Below are 15,804 nucleotides of genomic sequence, written 5' to 3'. Positions count from 1 at the left end.
TGCCTTAATAGTTAAGGAGCTCTCTGTGACAGCCAATCCTGTCAGGATATTATTTATAGCCTCTGAAGTTGAAAGCCTTGCTAAAACAGGCGGTTTAGCTGACGTGGCTAAATCTTTACCTCTTGCCCTAAAGGAACATGGACAAGACGTAAGAATTATCATGCCTTTCTATAAAACCTTAAAGCGCCATGATGAAGCTGAAAAACTCTTCGACTTACGTTTACACACTAATCATGATGACATCGAATATTCTGTTTATCGTTTAATGCTTGAAGATGTCCCCGTTTATCTTATCCAGCAACATGCTTATTTCGAACGGGATCAATTATATAGCGAAGGCGAGTTTGCCTATGATGATAATGGCGAACGTTTCTCTTTTTTCTCTAGGGCGGTTTTTCAAGTCGCTGAAGCACTAGACTTTAAGCCTGATATTTTTCATTGTAACGACTGGCACACTGCTTTAATCCCTTATCTTCTCAAGCAAAAGTATGCCCATCACCCGTTCTTTTGTAATAGTAAATCGGTATTAACTATCCACAATGCCGCATTCCAAGGCATCTTTGAAAAACACCAGTTTCACCTTCTTGAAGGTTTAGCTGATGGCCTAGTTGACCAAATATTGGATGGCTATAATTGCTTAAACTTACTGAAAGCAGGGATCCGTTACGCCGACAAAATCAATGCTGTTAGCCCTAACTATGCACAAGAGCTACTCACTCGCTTAGGCTCTCACGGTTTATGTGACTATTTCGAACAGCGAAGAGCAGACCTAGTCGGCATTTTGAACGGCTGTGATTATTCTGATTGGGATCCCGCTACTGATCACTTATTACCCACCAATTATTCAAGCAGCGATCTCAGCGGCAAAGCGGTCTGTCGTCATACTTTGCAGGTGAAAACTAATCTTGCTCAGATTGATGTGCCGATATTTGGGATGGTATGCCGTTTAACGGAACAGAAAGGGTTCTACTTATTGCTACCAGCGCTACAACAGTTTTTACGTCATAATGTACAAGTTGTGATTGTTGGGACCGGTGATAGTGGCATTGTGGGCGAACTAGAAGCGCTGGAAAAACAATGGCCTGATAAGCTTCGCTTTATTCACGCTTACAGTAATGAACTAGCCCATTTAGTTGAAGCAGGGGCAGACTTCTTCCTGATGCCTTCTCTATTTGAGCCTTGCGGCTTAAACCAAATGTATAGTTTGGCTTATGCGACCTTACCTATAGTTCGCGGAGTGGGTGGTTTAAAAGATACGGTTGTCGATTATGATGAAGATCCAAGCCAAGCAACCGGACATATTTTCTATGATCCAGAGCCAGCAGATCTACTCAATATCTTACGCCGAGCATTGTTGCTATATCTAGAGCACCCCGAAGAATTTCAAGCAATGCGCCACCGCGCAATGAAGTCTCGCTTCCATTGGCAAGAGTCTGTTTGGCAATACGAGGCGCTGTATAATGAAGCGCTAAATGTGAGTCCGGTTCAACAACAATAATATTATCTGTCAGAGTCTAGCGACTCTGACTATTCTTATGTAACCTGAAGACATACATTTATTTGAGGAATTTACATGCGCTTATCAGAGGAAATTCATAACTTTACTGAGTTCCTAGTAGGTGAACAACTACATGCCTTAAACATTCAAAAGCGCTGTGATTTAGATACCTTGCAAGACTTATGTTGCTTGGTACTTAACCGCTTACCACCGCGTTACATCAGGCATGACGTTGATGTACTAAGTGCAATTAGTGACGAAGAACGGGTGCTATTAGTAGAAAAAACTAAGGTAGCGATTGAAGAAGGGCTTAAGTTTCTCGAACAGGACCGTCGTAAAGGCCCCCGCGATTAAGATATTTCAAGTTCAATCGCTGTACAGCCCTTGCCACAATAGACCCCGGGTGTTTTTTCTTGATTAGGTAAAACCACAAACAAAGGTTGCTTACAGCTTTCACACAATTTGGTTTTACCCGCTAGTACTTGTTTAATCACCTGGCGCTGTTGCTGAAACGAGTTAGCACTACGCTTGTTCAGTTCTTTAAATCCTGACATTTTATTATCCCACGCTATTTTTATGCTCACTTTAGAGCCTCAAGGTTTTACTTACAATTGCTAATCACGCGAATTGGCTAACGCGCAAGCCAAGTGCGTAGGCTTGCTCCAAATACACAACTGATTAGGCCCAACAATACGAAACAGGTTCCCATCCATTCTATAATCGTTAGTTGTTCGTTAAATGCCAAACTGGCGGTGAGCATTCCCACCACCGGAACCAATAAAGCAAAAGGGGTGACTGTTGCCGCACTATATTTCGTCAACAAACGCCCCCATAAAGCAAACGCAAGCAGCGTAGAAATAAAGCCGACATAGGCCAAAGCCAACCAAGTAGTCCATTGCGCGTTCAGCAATAATGCTATTGGTTGCTTTGATTCAAATAAATAAGAAAACAGCAGCAAAGGTAAGGGGGGAACAAGGCTTACCCACACCATAAAGTGCAATACATTAACCCCACCCGCTCGTTTCATAAAAAGATTAGATACCGCCCAAGACAACCCCGCAAGTAGCAGTAAGAGCATACTAAGCAACGTTAAATTTTCCGAGCTGTTGCTAAAAAATAACGCGAAGCCACCACAGGCAATGATGATCCCTAGCAGCTGGTAAACGGTGATTTTTTCCTTAAACCATATATAGCTTAGTAAAATGGTGAACATCACCTGTGCTTGTAACAATAGAGAGGCTAAGCCCGCGGAAGCTCCTACCTTCATAGCGATAAACAACAAACTAAACTTTATCACGCCAAGAAAAACGCCAACAGCCAGTACGTTACGCACTGCTGTTTTTGGGAAAGGAACAATTAGCACCGCTGGGATAGCAACAACGGCAAAACGCAGCGCCGAAAATAACACCGGCGGCCACTCCATTAAGCCAAATTTTATAACCGAAAAATTTACCCCCCAAATAGTTGCCACCAACAAGGCGAAAAACACATCCAATGGTTTCATACAATCCCTATCACCTCATAGCGTTTGATTCAGCATTCTCCGCAAAGCTTCAGCCTACTATTGGTTGGTGGCGGGGTCAAAGCTCGCCCTCGCCTTAACGTTGAGCATTCGGCTTTGATCGTCAATTAAATCTTACCCATTACCCTGGTTGATAGCCTACAATAGCCATACATAGACACTTTGAATCCATAAAGCCCAAATATTGATTCAGACTGTAGAGGTAAGAAGTGAGACGTAATGAAAGACTTTAACATTTCGTTTATTCGATTAAATTTTATCAAGCCGATCATTGATGGATTAAAGGCTGAATACGGCATTAGCAGTCAAGACTTAGGGATCCCCGATAAACTGCTGGAAGAACCGCTGTCCTTGGTCCCTCAAACTATGTGTAATCACTGGTTAGAGCTAGCTGAACGGCTAAGCGAAGACCCGCTATTTATGCTTAAGTTATCTCCCTACTTGCGCTTTGAGAATATTCAGCACTTTAACAACTGGGTTTATTATACCCCTGATTTAGCGATCACCTTTCGTCGCATCAACTATGGAACCTCATGTTTGCAGTCAGGTTGTACATTCCACGGTTTGCAATCGGGTCATATTATTAAATGGTGTTACCTTAACCCTTTTGTACACAAGCAAGGGCGTTTGCACGACAGTGTTCGCGTCGCCCTAATGATGGTAAACATGCTACGCCATTATCTTGGTGACAAGTTTGTTCCACTGCAAGTTAACTTAACAGGTCCTACAAGGGACAAATCTCGATTAGAAGCATTTTTTGGTTGTAAGGTAAATGTCGGTACAGCGCAAACCGAAGTGTGGCTTAATAACTCTGTGATCGCGCCCAACAATGAAAGCCAATGGCAAAAGCAAGCACCATTGCGCTTAAATGACGCCCAGTTAGATGAATTAGTGAATATTCCACAACCGCACGACATGGCAAAATCACTCTATTCCCTGATTAACTTCTCGCGCTATTACGGTAGACCGAGTGTGGCCTTTTTAGCGGACTGTTTGGATATGTCTCGGCAACAATTACAACGTCGTTTATTAGCCCATGGCTGGAATTTTTCGTCGATGACTAGCTATGTATTGTGTAATGAGGCCATCCAGTATCTGTTCAAAGGTTATCAGATTGAAGACATTTCAGAGCGCCTAGCATACAGCAATCAACAAAGTTTCTGCCGCGCCTTTAAACGTTTACGCGGTATTACTCCCCATCAATACTTGCAAAGCTTAAACACCCCCCCCGTTAACTAGCGGGGCTCTACTCCACCCTGCCTTGTTTAAACTGTGGTAAGTTGTCACAAATGTCATTCCAATTTGCTTTATTGGCAACAAAGATATGTGCATCGGGTTTTAGCGCAATATCAGTGTCTAGGGTCGCTAAACTAAATTCGATAAACTGGCCATCGTCATTGGCGGGTGCGAAGGTTAAACTGGAACCGCAAGTCCCGCAAAATTGACGAATGGTGCCATTATGAGCTTTATATTGTTGCAGTTTTTCCACACCACTCAACCAGCTAAAGTGTTCAGCCTTCGCCTCGCCATAAGTCGCAAATGCCGCGCCATGAAACTTTCTACACATGCTGCAATGGCAATGCCCCATGCGCGGCTCCAATTGCGTGACTTGATAGGATATCTGGCCACATAAGCACTTCCCTGAATATATCGTCATAACTTTCCTCTAGCAGTAAACAATCGGCTTAATACTTCACTCTACCCCTTAAATCAGCAATTGTTGAGTGAACTTTATTGTGCCACCATTATGTCAGTTCATTTATAGCGCCAGATATAGCGCTAATAACATTCTAGATAGGAATAGCTTCGATGTTAAAAATCATTAGCGATAAGGATTTCTCGACCTTTAGCGACAATGCAAAAGCAGCGCCCCGCCAACGTAGCCACCACAATGTGCACGATAGCTTAGACGCTAATGTACAGCGCCTATTCATCGCTACCGAACCAGATACCTACATGCGCCCACATCGCCATAGCGAAGCCCACAAGTGGGAATTATTTTTGGTCCTGAAAGGGCAATTAGATCTATTGATCTTTAATGATGAAGGCCAGCTTACCCAGCGCCATAGTTTGTCACCCGCCACCAACCGAGCGATTGAAATCCCACCTAACACTTGGCATGGTTATGCTTGTATGCAAACTGGAACTGTGGGTTTAGAGATTAAAGAAGGCGCTTACGTCCCCACTCCAAAGGAAGATTTTGCCCCTTGGTCACCCGCCGAAGGCGATGAAGAGGCCGATCAATACCGTGAATGGATGCGTAAGGCCCAAGTAAAATAGTCACCAAAAACTATTACAAAAAGTGAGCTTTAGGTGACTATGCGGCCTAAAGCTTTTTCAAACAAATAGTCTAATTGGCTTAACAGCATATTCCGTAATCAATAAAAAGCCGCTACTATCAAAGCACTAAACTCAATGTTGCTTGATGGAGTACAGGAAATTTAATGCGCCCCTTTGTTCTGCCGCTACTCTTCAGTTTCGTTCTCAGCCCTTTATTGAGAGCAGAAACCGAGCAAACTGACCTTCCGGACAATATACCGTCGATCAGCGAGCAATTTCAGCACGACTACTTCAGTGCGCTCGATCTTGATGAAGATAAAGATTGGATCCAGCTAGATTCAGGTGAAGTGATTCAAGGAGAGTTAGAAGAGCTATACCAAAAGGAAGCATTGTTCGACAGTGACGAGCTCGATGATCTCACCATAGACATTGATGACATCCACCGCTTACGCACTGCAAAGTGGTATCAGGTAAACTTGCGGGGTTTAGGCGTGGTACGAGGCCGCTTAATGGTGAATGAAGATAAAGTTACTATTGTTGGCAAGGATACGCACCATGCCTCTCGTTACGATGTAATTTCGGTATATCGAGTAGCCGAAAGCGAAGCCGACCGCTGGGAAAACAAAGCCACCCTAAGTGCCAACATAGCGAGTGGTAATACCAATACCCTAGAAATCAATGGTAAGTTAAATAGCGAGCGTAAAACTGCATTAAATCGAACGATCATTACCTATCTTGGGGTGATTTCTGAATCGAACAGTGAAACCACCGCACGTAACCATCGCATCACCTTGTCTCACGATTTATACAAGCATCATGATTGGTTTTTTCGCCCCATTTTGGCCGACTTTTACCATGCGCCGCTTAAAAACATCAAGCTACAGTCCCAGCTGGCCTCACAGGTAGGTTATATAGCGGTGGATGATGACGATAAAAAGTGGGAGCTATCAATTGGTCCATCTTGGCAACAAACGCGATTTCAAGAAGTAAGTTCTGGCAGTTCTGATAAAGAAAGCAGCTTGGGTTTATCTTTTGGCTCTAATTTCGAAATAGATATCACTAAAGATATTGAGTTAACCCACGACTATCAAATGACCTTATCACAACAAAAAACCGGTGGTTATCAACATCACAACTTGGTTAATCTAGCTATTGATATTACCGATGATTTAGATTTAGATATCGACTTTATTTGGGACTATACCGACTCGCCAACAGCAGATGCTGACGACATTACGCCCGTTAAAAACGACTACCGCCTTGTCGTTGGGATTGGCTTAGACTTCTAATGTTTGGGGAGAATTACTCCCCCCATGTGAAAAACAAACCAGAAATTACAATGTTTTGGTTTCTGTAGGCGTAATATCTTCTACTTTTACAGTATTAGCATTAGTGGTATTACTCAGCTTCGCCAAATTTCTAATATGCTCGACACAATATTCCACTGATCGTGCTAACTCTCGCTTTAAGGCATCACCCTTTTCCAGCTCTGCGTAAGACGGCGCTTTTTCTGTATCTTCATACTCGGGCATATTGTTACAAACTTCTTCTACAATAACATTGCCTTTTTCTCGGTCAATTAAGCGCGCATGAACTTGATAACTCACTCGGTAGTTATCCCAATCACTAGGATAGTAAATGGAACTCCAGCTTAGTGTACGTAAATCCAAAATATAATCATATTCACTGTATAAGCTAATTACATTGGGTAATTCAGGCGTGTTTACTACTCGTGAATCATCGTCAATCACTTTAACGCGATAACTATTACTCAATCCATTCGCTAGTTCACGGGCGATGTCTAATGCAGGGTCTTCAACCTTGTTGTTTACAATCATTGCGTTACCGTTTGATATAGCGGTAGCTAAACCTAGTAAGCCAAATTGAACATTCGCTGCCGTTTGTGCAGGAAAATCAAGCACTATGATATATAAATTGAACGCCCCCAATAATTGCATATACAAATATTGGGGGCATTCTATAGGGCGTTTTTTGAGGGACTAGCTTGCTTTAAACTTACGTCGCCAAGCATGTAACAGCGGTTCAGTGTAACCACTTGGTTGCTCACAACCTTTAAAGACTAAATCGAGCGCGGCTTGGTATGCGCAACTATCGGCAACATTACCAGCCATATTTTGGTATAGAGGGTCACCACTGTTCTGCTGGTCAACTAAAGCGGCAATCACTTCAAAACGTTGCTTAACTAACGCTTCACTCACCACCTCATGCTTCAGCCAGTTGGCGACATGCTGGCTAGAGATACGTAAAGTTGCTCGGTCTTCCATTAAACCTACGCCGTTAATATCAGGGACTTTTGAACAACCCACTCCTTGCTCAACCCAACGCACCACGTAACCTAGAATACCTTGAATGTTGTTATCCAACTCGGCAATTAGCTGTTGCTCTGTCCACGTGGTTTCTATCGCCAAAGGCGGGGTGAGTAAATCAGCCAAGCGTTGCTTATTCGATTGGTTCAATTGTGCAACTAGTTGCTGCTGAATACTAAATACATCGACTTGATGATAATGTATGGCGTGCAAGGTAGCGGCGGTAGGCGAAGGAACCCAAGCTGTACTTGCGCCACTTTTTGGATGCGCTTGTTTAGTCTGCATCATCGCAGCCATCATTTCCGGCATTGCCCACATACCTTTGCCTATTTGTGCCTTACCGAGTAAACCACACTCTAATCCGGCCTCTACGTTATTAAGTTCATAGGCTTTAATCCAAGCGCTTTCTTTAATGTCTCCTTTTGCCACCATCGCGCCAGCACACATACTGGTATGGATTTCGTCGCCGGTTCTATCTAAAAAGCCCGTATTAATGAAGACCACCCGTTGATTCGCTTCAGCGATACACGCACTTAGGTTTACACTGGTGCGGCGCTCTTCATCCATAATGCCTAGTTTAATGGTATTGGCGGCTAAACCTAATAACTCTTCCACCGCAGAAAAAACTTGGTTACTAAAAGCCACTTCCTCTGGGCCATGCATCTTAGGTTTCACAATGTAGATAGAGCCTTCTCGCGAATTGCGATAAGGGCTATTTCCGAGCAAGTCGTGCTTAGCTATTAAACTGGTAAACACTGCATCTAGCAGCCCTTCTGGAACTTCATTGCCGTCAGCATCAAGCATCAAATCACTGGTCATCAAGTGGCCAACATTACGCACAAACATCAAAGAACGGCCACTTAAGCTAAAGCCATGCCCTTGGGCATTAATGTAATGACGATTTGGCGCTAACTGGCGAGTGATTGTCTTATTATTTTTTGTCAGCGATTCACTTAGATTCCCGCACATTAAACCTAGCCAGTTTTTATATACCGCAACTTTGTCTGCAGCATCAACCGCAGCAATAGAATCTTCACAGTCCATGATAGTCGTCAGTGCTGACTCTAAGACAATGTCTTTTATGTTTGCGGTATCCTGTGAACCAATTTGGTGCTCAGCATCAAACTGAATCTCAATATGCAAGCCATGCTGCTGAAGTAAGATAACCTTGGGTTGCTCGGCTTCACCTTGATAGCCAGCAAAATGAGAAGCTTCGACTAGGGTGGTATTGGAGCCATCTTTTAAACAAACCAGTAAACCTCCAGACAACACCCTGTAGTCTGTGGCGTCTGTATGGCTACCGTGCGCCAGAGGACAGTGTTCATCTAAGAATGCGCGCCCATAGGCGATCACCGCGGCCCCACGAGCGGGATTGTAGCTTGCACCTGGTGCCAACTCACCGCTTTGGTCAAGTACATCAGTGCCATATAAAGCATCATACAAGCTGCCCCAGCGCGCATTGGCGGCGTTTAAGGCGTAACGTGCGTTCATTACCGGCACCACCAATTGGGGCCCCGCTAATAAAGCCAACTCTCGGTCAACTTTTGAAGTGTCTAAACTAACATGAGTGGGTTGCTCCACAAGATAGCCGATACTGCGTAAAAACTGCTGATAAACATCGGCGGAAAATGGCGCAGGGTGTTGAGCGTGCCATTGATCTATTTGAGCCTGCAATGCATCACGCTTAGCCAAAAGTATTTTATTGTTAGGGGTAAACTGCAATAAATAGCTTTCTAAATCAGACCAAAATGCCGCTTCATTGACACCCGTACCAGGCAATACATCTTGATTTATAAACTGGTACAGCAAACTTGATACTTGAAAGTGTTTTAGTGGTAGATAGTTGGATTCCTTGTTGGTCAGCTTACTCATCAATTGTTCCCTTAATTTATAGTTATTATTTAGCATTAGCTTATGCTTAGCGTTTTAGTTAATGTAACCCTGTATTAAGATAAATTTGCACCCCAAAAAAGATACAAAATAGGTGTCAGGCTAGCATCCCACATATCAGTATGGCTTTACCATTGGCCAAATGTCGCATTTGCAATCATACAACTCTTTGATAACATTTTTCAAACACTTGTTTAAAGTCGTATGAAGCGTCAAACTCAACATACTAAAATTCAATATCTAATACTATGATTTAACTACATAAAGAGGCATGGATTTGCTAGCGCTAATTTCTCGATATTCAACTCAATTACTGGCAAGCTGTGTCATCATCGGTTTTAGCTTCCCTCAGTTTTCAAACGCGCTACTGCCTTATTTACCAAGCGTATTGTTTGGCTTAATGTTGCTCACCATTGTCAGCCTACACATAGGGACTTTAGTAAAAGATTTGTGCCAGGTGTCGGTATGGCTATACGCCCTTTGGCATACTTTAGGGGTTACCGCTTTAGTCATGTTGTTAGTTTGGCTGCTAAACATCAATAGCCAGTTATATTTAGCAATAGCCGCTACCTGCGCCACCGGGTCTTTATTCGCCAGCCCTGCCATTGTGCGTTCTTTAGGTTTAGATGCGCAGCGCTGCATGGCGATGACAATTGCGTCGACCCTTTTAATGCCTTTTATATTGCTGCTCAATGGCTTTATTTTTAGCCGCTTCAGTGGCGCTGAGCAGCTAACACTGGATTTACAGGTATACAGTCAACGTTTAGCGATTTTTATCCTTCTTCCCATCATTGTTAGCTTACTTTGCCATAAGCTAATTAAGGCAAAACTGATTGAGCAAGCCTTGATACGAATTCGCCCTTTTACCATCGTATTGGTTTTTTTCTTTCCTTTGGGCCTTATGGGGGCATTTCGAGAGGTGTTTAATGCCCGTCCCAGCCTAGCATTAGAATATTTGCTAATTGCGAGTAGCATATCCACATTACTATTTGTTAGTAGCTTTTGGCTTTATCTACGACAAGGAAAAGACTTGGCAATAATTAGCGCTATCACTGCTACCAATCGCAATGTACTGCTCACTTATAGCGTTACGGGTAGTTTTTTGGGGGCGGAATATATGATTTATATGGGGGCGATACAGTTGCCTATTTATCTATTGCCCATGTTAGTCAAACTGGCATATCGCTCAAGCTAACCTAGGCTCAATAGAACACCGACCATTTTGGAGATGACAATGGCAGAGCAACAAGTGCTTAGTAAGCCAGCGATACAGAGGGCTCTGAAACACTTACCTAACTGGCAATACCAAGATAATGCCATTTCAAACAACTACCAATTTAAAGACTTTGTTCAAGCTTTTGAATTTATGGGAAGAGTGGCTGATTACGCCGAGCAACAAAACCACCACCCAGATTGGAGCAATTGCTATAACAAAGTAGATATAAGCCTAACGACTCATGAACTAGGCGGGGTGAGTGAACGGGACTTTAAACTGGCTAAGCTAATAGAAGAGCTTTACCAGCAATACTACTAAGCCACCGACGCGCTCTGTTTCGGTGGCAATTAAAAGCTATAACTTAGCCGCATCAATCGGCTTTATTTCAGGCCAGTTTTGGTTAGCATCTACAATCAATTCATGGGTGTTTTCCAACCAGCGCTGTTGTACTTTTTTATCTAGATTCAGGTAAAGTTTACCGTCGACAATTTTCCAAGCATTTGGGTCAGTTTCAAACTTTTTCTCCATGGCTACGCCAAATGCGCAATAACCACCGTATTGCGGTGCGTATTTGGCTGGTTCTGCTTTAAATGCATCTCGATTGCTAGCAGAAGAAAAGTGATAAATGGCGTTATTGTGAGTTGCCGAAAAATCAGCCGTGCCTTGTGTGGGCTGGCCGCTAGAAAAATAAGCTACCGGATCATACCCCTTAATCGCCAAGTCATTACTATCCACGCTGATGCCGACATCAGCGGCAAAACTCAATCCACTAAACGCCAAGGCCGTAACAAGAGTGGTATAACGAATAGCTGCTTTCAATTTGTTCATTGTCTTTCTCCATAAAGTAACCGCTAACTGCGATGATGAAAATTTAACGCCTTAGCCCGGTCTATTGGGATACAATCGTCCGCTTGTTGGTGCGAAAAGTACGGAGTGTTATTGATGGACCATTTATCCACCTTGCTACGACAGTTTTCGGTAACCGCAGGGGTCTTTTACTCTGGTCAATTATGTGGTTTATCGACCATTGAAAATAGCCAAGAGTTGGTGGGTCATATTCATGTGCTCAAACAAGGAAAGCTATCAGTTCAATATGCTAAACAAACAATAACGGTAGACCAACCAAGTTTAATTTTTTTCCCTAAACCCTTAGCACATAGGCTGATAGTCGATGATGAACAACCCGCTGAACTGGTGTGCGCTACCGTAAGATATGGCAACAACACTAGCAGCCCTTTAGCCAATGCCTTGCCTCCACAACTGGTATTAGCGCTAGGGCAACAGCCACAATTGTCTAGCACCATCGAATTACTCTTTGCTGAAGCGTTCGCCCCAGAAGAAGGGGCGCTAGTCATAATGGATCACTTGGTTGAAGTTCTGATCACCCTATTACTGCGTCATCATCTGAATCAACAACAAGCAGATACAGGGATAATTGCTGGTTTAATGCACCCTAAACTTTCTTTAGCGCTGGCCTTACTACACGCTAGTCCAGCGGCGCCTCATTCGATTGAGTCCTTAGCCCAGCAAGCAGGCATGTCACGAACCAGTTTTATGGAAACCTTTACTAAAGTGATTGGCAGCTCGCCAGGGGATTACTTAGTAGATTGGAAAATAAACCATGCTCAGCAACTACTAAAAAGTGGTAAATCTATCGCTTGGACAGCGACGGCGGTGGGTTACCAAAGCGTATCGGGTTTCAACCGAGCCTTTCGGAGTCGAATTGAACTATCGCCCAAACAATGGCTTGAAAAACAACTAAATGAACATTAAGCCTTATTAAACAGCAGCTCGCTAATCGCCATTTTTAGCTTGGGTAACAAGGTTTGCTCAAACCAAGGGTTGGCAGCGAGCCAATGACGATTTCTTGGCGAAGGATGAGGTAGAGGCCAAATGCCCAGCTGGCTGAACTGTTCAAAATTCGCAACTTTATCAGTCAGTTTGCGTTGAGTGGCATTAGGTAGATAAAGAGCTTGCGCATACTGACCGATGAGCAAGGTAAGCTTCACTTCTGGCAACGCAGCCAAGACCTGTTGATGCCAAGTGGCAAAACATATCTTGGGCGGAGGCAAATCCCCGTGCTTGCCTTTACCGGGGTAACAAAACCCGCTGGGGACAATCGCCACATGTTGCGGGTTATAAAAGATTGCCTCATCAATGCCCAACCACTCTCGAAGGCGTTTACCACTCACATCATCCCATGGCACTCCACTTTGGTGGACTTTTAATCCCGGTGCTTGACCAATAATAAGTAAGCGAGCCTCTTTCGAGGCCTGAATAACCGGCCGAGGTTCAAATTGCTTAGCGCATAAACGACAGGCTCGAATGTCTGCTAACAACCCGGTTAGTGGCTGGATTGGGTCAATGACTGCGCCCTTATTCATCGTCGTTCTGGCTTCAGTTTTACAGTCATTCTTTACGGACAAGGGATACGGTGTTCGTCACCCAACTCTTGCATACGTTGCTCCATATCATCAGAAATGACTACTTGACTGCTTTGAATATTCTCTTTTAATTGCTCTAGGTTGGTAGCACCAATAATATTAGAGGCAACAAAGCTACGCTGGTTGACAAAGGCTAAAGCCAGTTGGGCAGGACTAAGTCCGAACTCTTTAGCAAGATCAACATAAGCTTGAATAGCTTTCTGGGCTCTCTCAGAGCCATAACGGGCAAAACGTTTATACAAGGTTAAACGAGCACCTTCTGGCCATTGATCGTTTAGATACTTACCCGTCAACGCACCAAACGCTAAGGGAGAGTAAGCAAGTAGCGGTAGGTTCTCACGGTGCGATATTTCAGCCATTGATACTTCATAGCTACGATTGAGTAAATTATATGGGTTTTGTACCGACACTATTTTTGGCAAATTGTGTTTTTCTGCCAACTGAATGTAACGCATCGCTCCCCAAGGGGTTTCATTAGATATTCCCAAGTAGCGCACTTTTCCGGTTTTTACCAAATCTGCTAATGCTTCTAAGGTTTCAATAATCGGCGTTTGAGCGGCATCCTCGTTATGTGAATAGTTCAATTGACCAAAAAAGTTAGTTGCCCTATCCGGCCAATGCACCTGATATAAATCCAAATAGTCGGTCTGTAAACGATTCAAAGAATCTTCTACCGCCTGATGAATGCTGTTCCAAGTTAACGTCATGTCACTACGAATATACCCGCCACGATCACTGCCAGAAGGTGCCGCGACTTTAGACGCCAAGATAATCTCGTCACGATTATCACGCTGCTTCATATAATGGCCGAGTATGGTTTCTGTATCACCTTGAGTGGTTTGTTGAGGGGGAACGGGATACATTTCGGCGGTATCAACAAAATTAACCCCGTTAGCTAACGCAAAATCAAGTTGAGAAAAAGCCTCGGCCTGAGTATTTTGCTCTCCCCAAGTCATCGTACCTAAGCAAATTTCACTGACGTCTAAAGTAGAGTGTCCTAAACGGCGATATTTCATTACTTATTCCTCAATCGGTTTAATCTAAGCGAATCATCAGTCATCGTAACCCATAATTAAAAGAGATGAAAAATTGTACAATTTTTATCCGAAATGATTCAGAGATCGGAGCTGTGTCAATTTTTCTTTAAAATTTAACACTGTATTGGTGATCTACTTGCTACTTCTTTACTGTTTTTTTAGTTATTATGCTTTCATGCAGCTTAAACAAGTTAATGGAGTAATTGTGCAAAGAGCATCCATATTTATTTTACTTTTCTGGTGTATCAGTACAGTTGCCACTGCGGCTAACGTTACCGTGCACTACAAAAGTACAGCAAACAACTACGATGGTTGGGGCCTACACATTTGGGCTGGCGAAGAAATGGTTAACGGAAAAGAAGTCGGCGCTCGTACCGATTTCCGTTTAAGAAAGGGCACTACGCCCGATACACCATTAATGCCTAGCAAATTTGATGACTTTGGTGTGGCATTTACCATTCCAGTAAGAAACGACGCTAAGCAATTTTCTTACACGCTTACCAATGGTGCTTCACACCATATGGGTGTTGAAGAGTGGAAGTGGATTAAAAGTAAACATGGCTTAAACATTTGGATTGTGGAGAAAGACCCTAAGATCTACACGTCTTTGCCCGCTAAATATAGCAATACGGCAAGCACAACCAAAAAAGCAACAACCACAACAAAAGCTAGCGCGGTATTGCCACCGCCAGTGCCAAAAGCGCCAAAAGCGGCTACCACCGCAACGGTTGCTGCAACTAAAACTGTCGCGAAGCCTAAGCCTAAGCCAAAAGCGGTAGCTAAAAGCACGACTAGCCCAGAAATGAAGCGAACTTTAGCCGTTCTCAAAGACGACTTAAACAAGAAGAATCGAACCATTAGTAAACTTCAATCTGCGTTAAATGATACGCAGAAAATCAACCAGCGTTTACAGAATGACTTAAATAGTAAACTGATTGATTACCAAGCTTTACTACAACTAAATGATAAAGTTAGTAATGAAAATAGAACGCTAACAGCAACCAACCAGAGCTTATACAGCCAGGTGGAGCAAGCTGGTAGCAGTAATGCGGAACAAAAACTGATTGAACGCAATCAGCAATTAGAGACGCAGTTAGCAGGCCTTAATGAGCAAATGCTCGGTCTACAAAAAACCATTACTGAAAACAATGTCGATGTTGGGCAACAGAAACAGCTGCAAGAACAATTCAGCCAGTTACAAACTCAACGCGACGAACTGCGTGAGCAAAACAATAAGTTGAGTGCGCATATTGTTGAGTTAGTACAACGAGCTGAAAGCAGCGGTCAACCTCAGCAGTCAGGAATTGCTTGGTGGTTATTTGGTGCCGTAGTCGCTGTGCTAGTGGTATTGATTGGTTTGGTCTTCGTAGCAACAAGCAAGCGCTATAAAGATTTACAGTTTGATATGGAAGATGCCATCAAGCGTAAAGAAGAAGAAATTAAAACTGAGAAGATTTACGCTGCAGCCGCGAATGAAAAACTACGCAAAGTTCTTCATGGCGAAGCACAACAGCGCAGTTGGGCCCCCCTACCCGACGGCTTACCCGAAAATCTGAAGAAAGATACTGCATAACAATCAAGGCCAGCTAA

At 43.4% G+C, this 15,804-nt stretch carries 17 protein-coding genes; 9 read left to right on the top strand and 8 right to left on the bottom strand.

The genetic code is table 11. From position 1 onward, the window contains the following. Positions 1-25 precede the first annotated feature (25 nt). Positions 26-1,498 (top strand): glycogen synthase GlgA, encoded by a 1,473-nt coding sequence (glgA, locus tag ACVFI8_RS15935; RefSeq protein ID WP_457871901.1) that lies wholly within the window; start codon positions 26-28, stop codon positions 1,496-1,498. A 75-nt stretch (positions 1,499-1,573) separates the two neighbouring features. After that, a complete protein-coding gene (locus ACVFI8_RS15930) occupies positions 1,574-1,852 on the top strand; it encodes a late competence development ComFB family protein (RefSeq protein WP_248712602.1) in 279 nt (92 codons plus the stop codon). Here ACVFI8_RS15930 and ACVFI8_RS15925 read toward each other — a convergent pair. Both ACVFI8_RS15925 and ACVFI8_RS15920 read right to left on the bottom strand, forming a co-directional pair. Beyond that, a complete protein-coding gene (locus ACVFI8_RS15925; protein ID WP_248712603.1) occupies positions 1,849-2,052 on the bottom strand; it encodes a hypothetical protein in 204 nt (67 codons plus the stop codon). The genes ACVFI8_RS15930 and ACVFI8_RS15925 overlap by 4 nt on opposite strands. A gap of 77 nt (positions 2,053-2,129) precedes the next feature. Beyond that, positions 2,130-3,002, bottom strand: coding sequence for an EamA family transporter (locus ACVFI8_RS15920; RefSeq protein ID WP_457871899.1), 873 nt, complete (start codon positions 3,000-3,002; stop codon positions 2,130-2,132). A gap of 237 nt (positions 3,003-3,239) precedes the next feature. On the opposite strand from ACVFI8_RS15920, the gene ACVFI8_RS15915 reads away from it, so the two are divergent. Continuing rightward, the gene (locus ACVFI8_RS15915; protein ID WP_457871897.1) at positions 3,240-4,259 is read left to right on the top strand and encodes a helix-turn-helix domain-containing protein; all 1,020 of its coding nucleotides are present in this window, start codon (positions 3,240-3,242) and stop codon (positions 4,257-4,259) included. Positions 4,260-4,266: 7 nt separating this feature from the next. Here the strand turns inward: ACVFI8_RS15915 and ACVFI8_RS15910 are convergent, their stop codons facing one another. Further along, on the bottom strand, positions 4,267-4,677 hold the full coding sequence (locus tag ACVFI8_RS15910) for a GFA family protein (RefSeq protein ID WP_457871896.1): 411 nt from the start codon (positions 4,675-4,677) through the stop codon (positions 4,267-4,269). 152 nt (positions 4,678-4,829) lie between these two features. Between ACVFI8_RS15910 and ACVFI8_RS15905 the strand changes: the two genes are divergently transcribed. Next, entirely contained in the window at positions 4,830-5,300 is a 471-nt protein-coding gene (locus ACVFI8_RS15905; protein WP_248712607.1) for a WbuC family cupin fold metalloprotein, read from the top strand. A gap of 164 nt (positions 5,301-5,464) precedes the next feature. Continuing rightward, positions 5,465-6,589 carry a DUF481 domain-containing protein gene (locus ACVFI8_RS15900; protein WP_457871895.1) on the top strand — a complete coding sequence of 375 codons (1,125 nt, stop codon included), beginning with the start codon at positions 5,465-5,467 and terminating at the stop codon, positions 6,587-6,589. 45 nt (positions 6,590-6,634) lie between these two features. Here ACVFI8_RS15900 and ACVFI8_RS15895 read toward each other — a convergent pair whose 3' ends face one another. After that, entirely contained in the window at positions 6,635-7,258 is a 624-nt protein-coding gene (locus ACVFI8_RS15895; RefSeq protein WP_457871894.1) for a hypothetical protein, read from the bottom strand. Between the two features lie 42 nt (positions 7,259-7,300). Then, positions 7,301-9,499: a malate synthase G gene (locus ACVFI8_RS15890; RefSeq protein ID WP_457871893.1), complete on the bottom strand. Its 2,199-nt coding sequence runs from the start codon at positions 9,497-9,499 to the stop codon at positions 7,301-7,303. 289 nt (positions 9,500-9,788) lie between these two features. Between ACVFI8_RS15890 and ACVFI8_RS15885 the strand changes: the two genes are divergently transcribed. Together ACVFI8_RS15885 and ACVFI8_RS15880 are read left to right on the top strand one after the other, a co-directional pair. Then, a complete protein-coding gene (locus ACVFI8_RS15885; protein WP_457871892.1) occupies positions 9,789-10,712 on the top strand; it encodes a hypothetical protein in 924 nt (307 codons plus the stop codon). A gap of 39 nt (positions 10,713-10,751) precedes the next feature. Next, a complete protein-coding gene (locus tag ACVFI8_RS15880) occupies positions 10,752-11,051 on the top strand; it encodes a 4a-hydroxytetrahydrobiopterin dehydratase (protein ID WP_248712612.1) in 300 nt (99 codons plus the stop codon). 36 nt (positions 11,052-11,087) lie between these two features. Here the strand turns inward: ACVFI8_RS15880 and ACVFI8_RS15875 are convergent, their stop codons facing one another. Further along, positions 11,088-11,561: a YHS domain-containing (seleno)protein gene (locus ACVFI8_RS15875; RefSeq protein WP_457871891.1), complete on the bottom strand. Its 474-nt coding sequence runs from the start codon at positions 11,559-11,561 to the stop codon at positions 11,088-11,090. A 114-nt stretch (positions 11,562-11,675) separates the two neighbouring features. Here ACVFI8_RS15875 and ACVFI8_RS15870 point away from each other — a divergent pair, with 114 nt between their 5' ends. Next, on the top strand, positions 11,676-12,506 hold the full coding sequence (locus ACVFI8_RS15870) for an AraC family transcriptional regulator (protein ID WP_457871890.1): 831 nt from the start codon (positions 11,676-11,678) through the stop codon (positions 12,504-12,506). Here ACVFI8_RS15870 and ACVFI8_RS15865 read toward each other — a convergent pair. Both ACVFI8_RS15865 and ACVFI8_RS15860 read right to left on the bottom strand, forming a co-directional pair. Beyond that, on the bottom strand, positions 12,503-13,117 hold the full coding sequence (locus tag ACVFI8_RS15865; RefSeq protein WP_457871889.1) for a uracil-DNA glycosylase family protein: 615 nt from the start codon (positions 13,115-13,117) through the stop codon (positions 12,503-12,505). The two genes, ACVFI8_RS15870 and ACVFI8_RS15865, sit on opposite strands and share 4 nt — an antisense overlap. Positions 13,118-13,149: 32 nt before the next feature. Beyond that, a complete protein-coding gene (locus tag ACVFI8_RS15860; RefSeq protein WP_457871888.1) occupies positions 13,150-14,193 on the bottom strand; it encodes an NADP(H)-dependent aldo-keto reductase in 1,044 nt (347 codons plus the stop codon). Between the two features lie 226 nt (positions 14,194-14,419). Here ACVFI8_RS15860 and ACVFI8_RS15855 point away from each other — a divergent pair, with 226 nt between their 5' ends. Further along, complete coding sequence (locus ACVFI8_RS15855; protein WP_457871887.1) at positions 14,420-15,787, top strand: pullulanase-associated domain-containing protein; 1,368 nt, start codon at positions 14,420-14,422, stop codon at positions 15,785-15,787. Positions 15,788-15,804: the final 17 nt, after the last annotated feature.

The sequence above is a fragment of the Agarivorans sp. MS3-6 genome (genome assembly GCF_054112545.1).
Note: the sequence above shows the minus strand (reverse complement) of the source record. Positions and strands in the feature narration are given on the sequence as shown.

Excerpts from the sequence above, each read along its gene's own strand:
- ACVFI8_RS15930 (WP_248712602.1), top strand. The coding sequence starts at position 1,574 with ATGCGCTTATCAGAGGAAATTCATAACTTTACTGAGTTCCTAGTAGGT.
- ACVFI8_RS15925 (WP_248712603.1), bottom strand. The coding sequence starts at position 2,052 with ATGTCAGGATTTAAAGAACTGAACAAGCGTAGTGCTAACTCGTTTCAG.
- ACVFI8_RS15920 (WP_457871899.1), bottom strand. The coding sequence starts at position 3,002 with ATGAAACCATTGGATGTGTTTTTCGCCTTGTTGGTGGCAACTATTTGG.
- ACVFI8_RS15915 (WP_457871897.1), top strand. The coding sequence starts at position 3,240 with ATGAAAGACTTTAACATTTCGTTTATTCGATTAAATTTTATCAAGCCG.
- ACVFI8_RS15910 (WP_457871896.1), bottom strand. The coding sequence starts at position 4,677 with ATGACGATATATTCAGGGAAGTGCTTATGTGGCCAGATATCCTATCAA.
- ACVFI8_RS15905 (WP_248712607.1), top strand. The coding sequence starts at position 4,830 with ATGTTAAAAATCATTAGCGATAAGGATTTCTCGACCTTTAGCGACAAT.
- ACVFI8_RS15900 (WP_457871895.1), top strand. The coding sequence starts at position 5,465 with ATGCGCCCCTTTGTTCTGCCGCTACTCTTCAGTTTCGTTCTCAGCCCT.
- ACVFI8_RS15895 (WP_457871894.1), bottom strand. The coding sequence starts at position 7,258 with ATGCAATTATTGGGGGCGTTCAATTTATATATCATAGTGCTTGATTTT.
- ACVFI8_RS15890 (WP_457871893.1), bottom strand. The coding sequence starts at position 9,499 with ATGAGTAAGCTGACCAACAAGGAATCCAACTATCTACCACTAAAACAC.
- ACVFI8_RS15885 (WP_457871892.1), top strand. The coding sequence starts at position 9,789 with ATGGATTTGCTAGCGCTAATTTCTCGATATTCAACTCAATTACTGGCA.
- ACVFI8_RS15880 (WP_248712612.1), top strand. The coding sequence starts at position 10,752 with ATGGCAGAGCAACAAGTGCTTAGTAAGCCAGCGATACAGAGGGCTCTG.
- ACVFI8_RS15875 (WP_457871891.1), bottom strand. The coding sequence starts at position 11,561 with ATGAACAAATTGAAAGCAGCTATTCGTTATACCACTCTTGTTACGGCC.
- ACVFI8_RS15870 (WP_457871890.1), top strand. The coding sequence starts at position 11,676 with ATGGACCATTTATCCACCTTGCTACGACAGTTTTCGGTAACCGCAGGG.
- ACVFI8_RS15865 (WP_457871889.1), bottom strand. The coding sequence starts at position 13,117 with ATGAATAAGGGCGCAGTCATTGACCCAATCCAGCCACTAACCGGGTTG.
- ACVFI8_RS15860 (WP_457871888.1), bottom strand. The coding sequence starts at position 14,193 with ATGAAATATCGCCGTTTAGGACACTCTACTTTAGACGTCAGTGAAATT.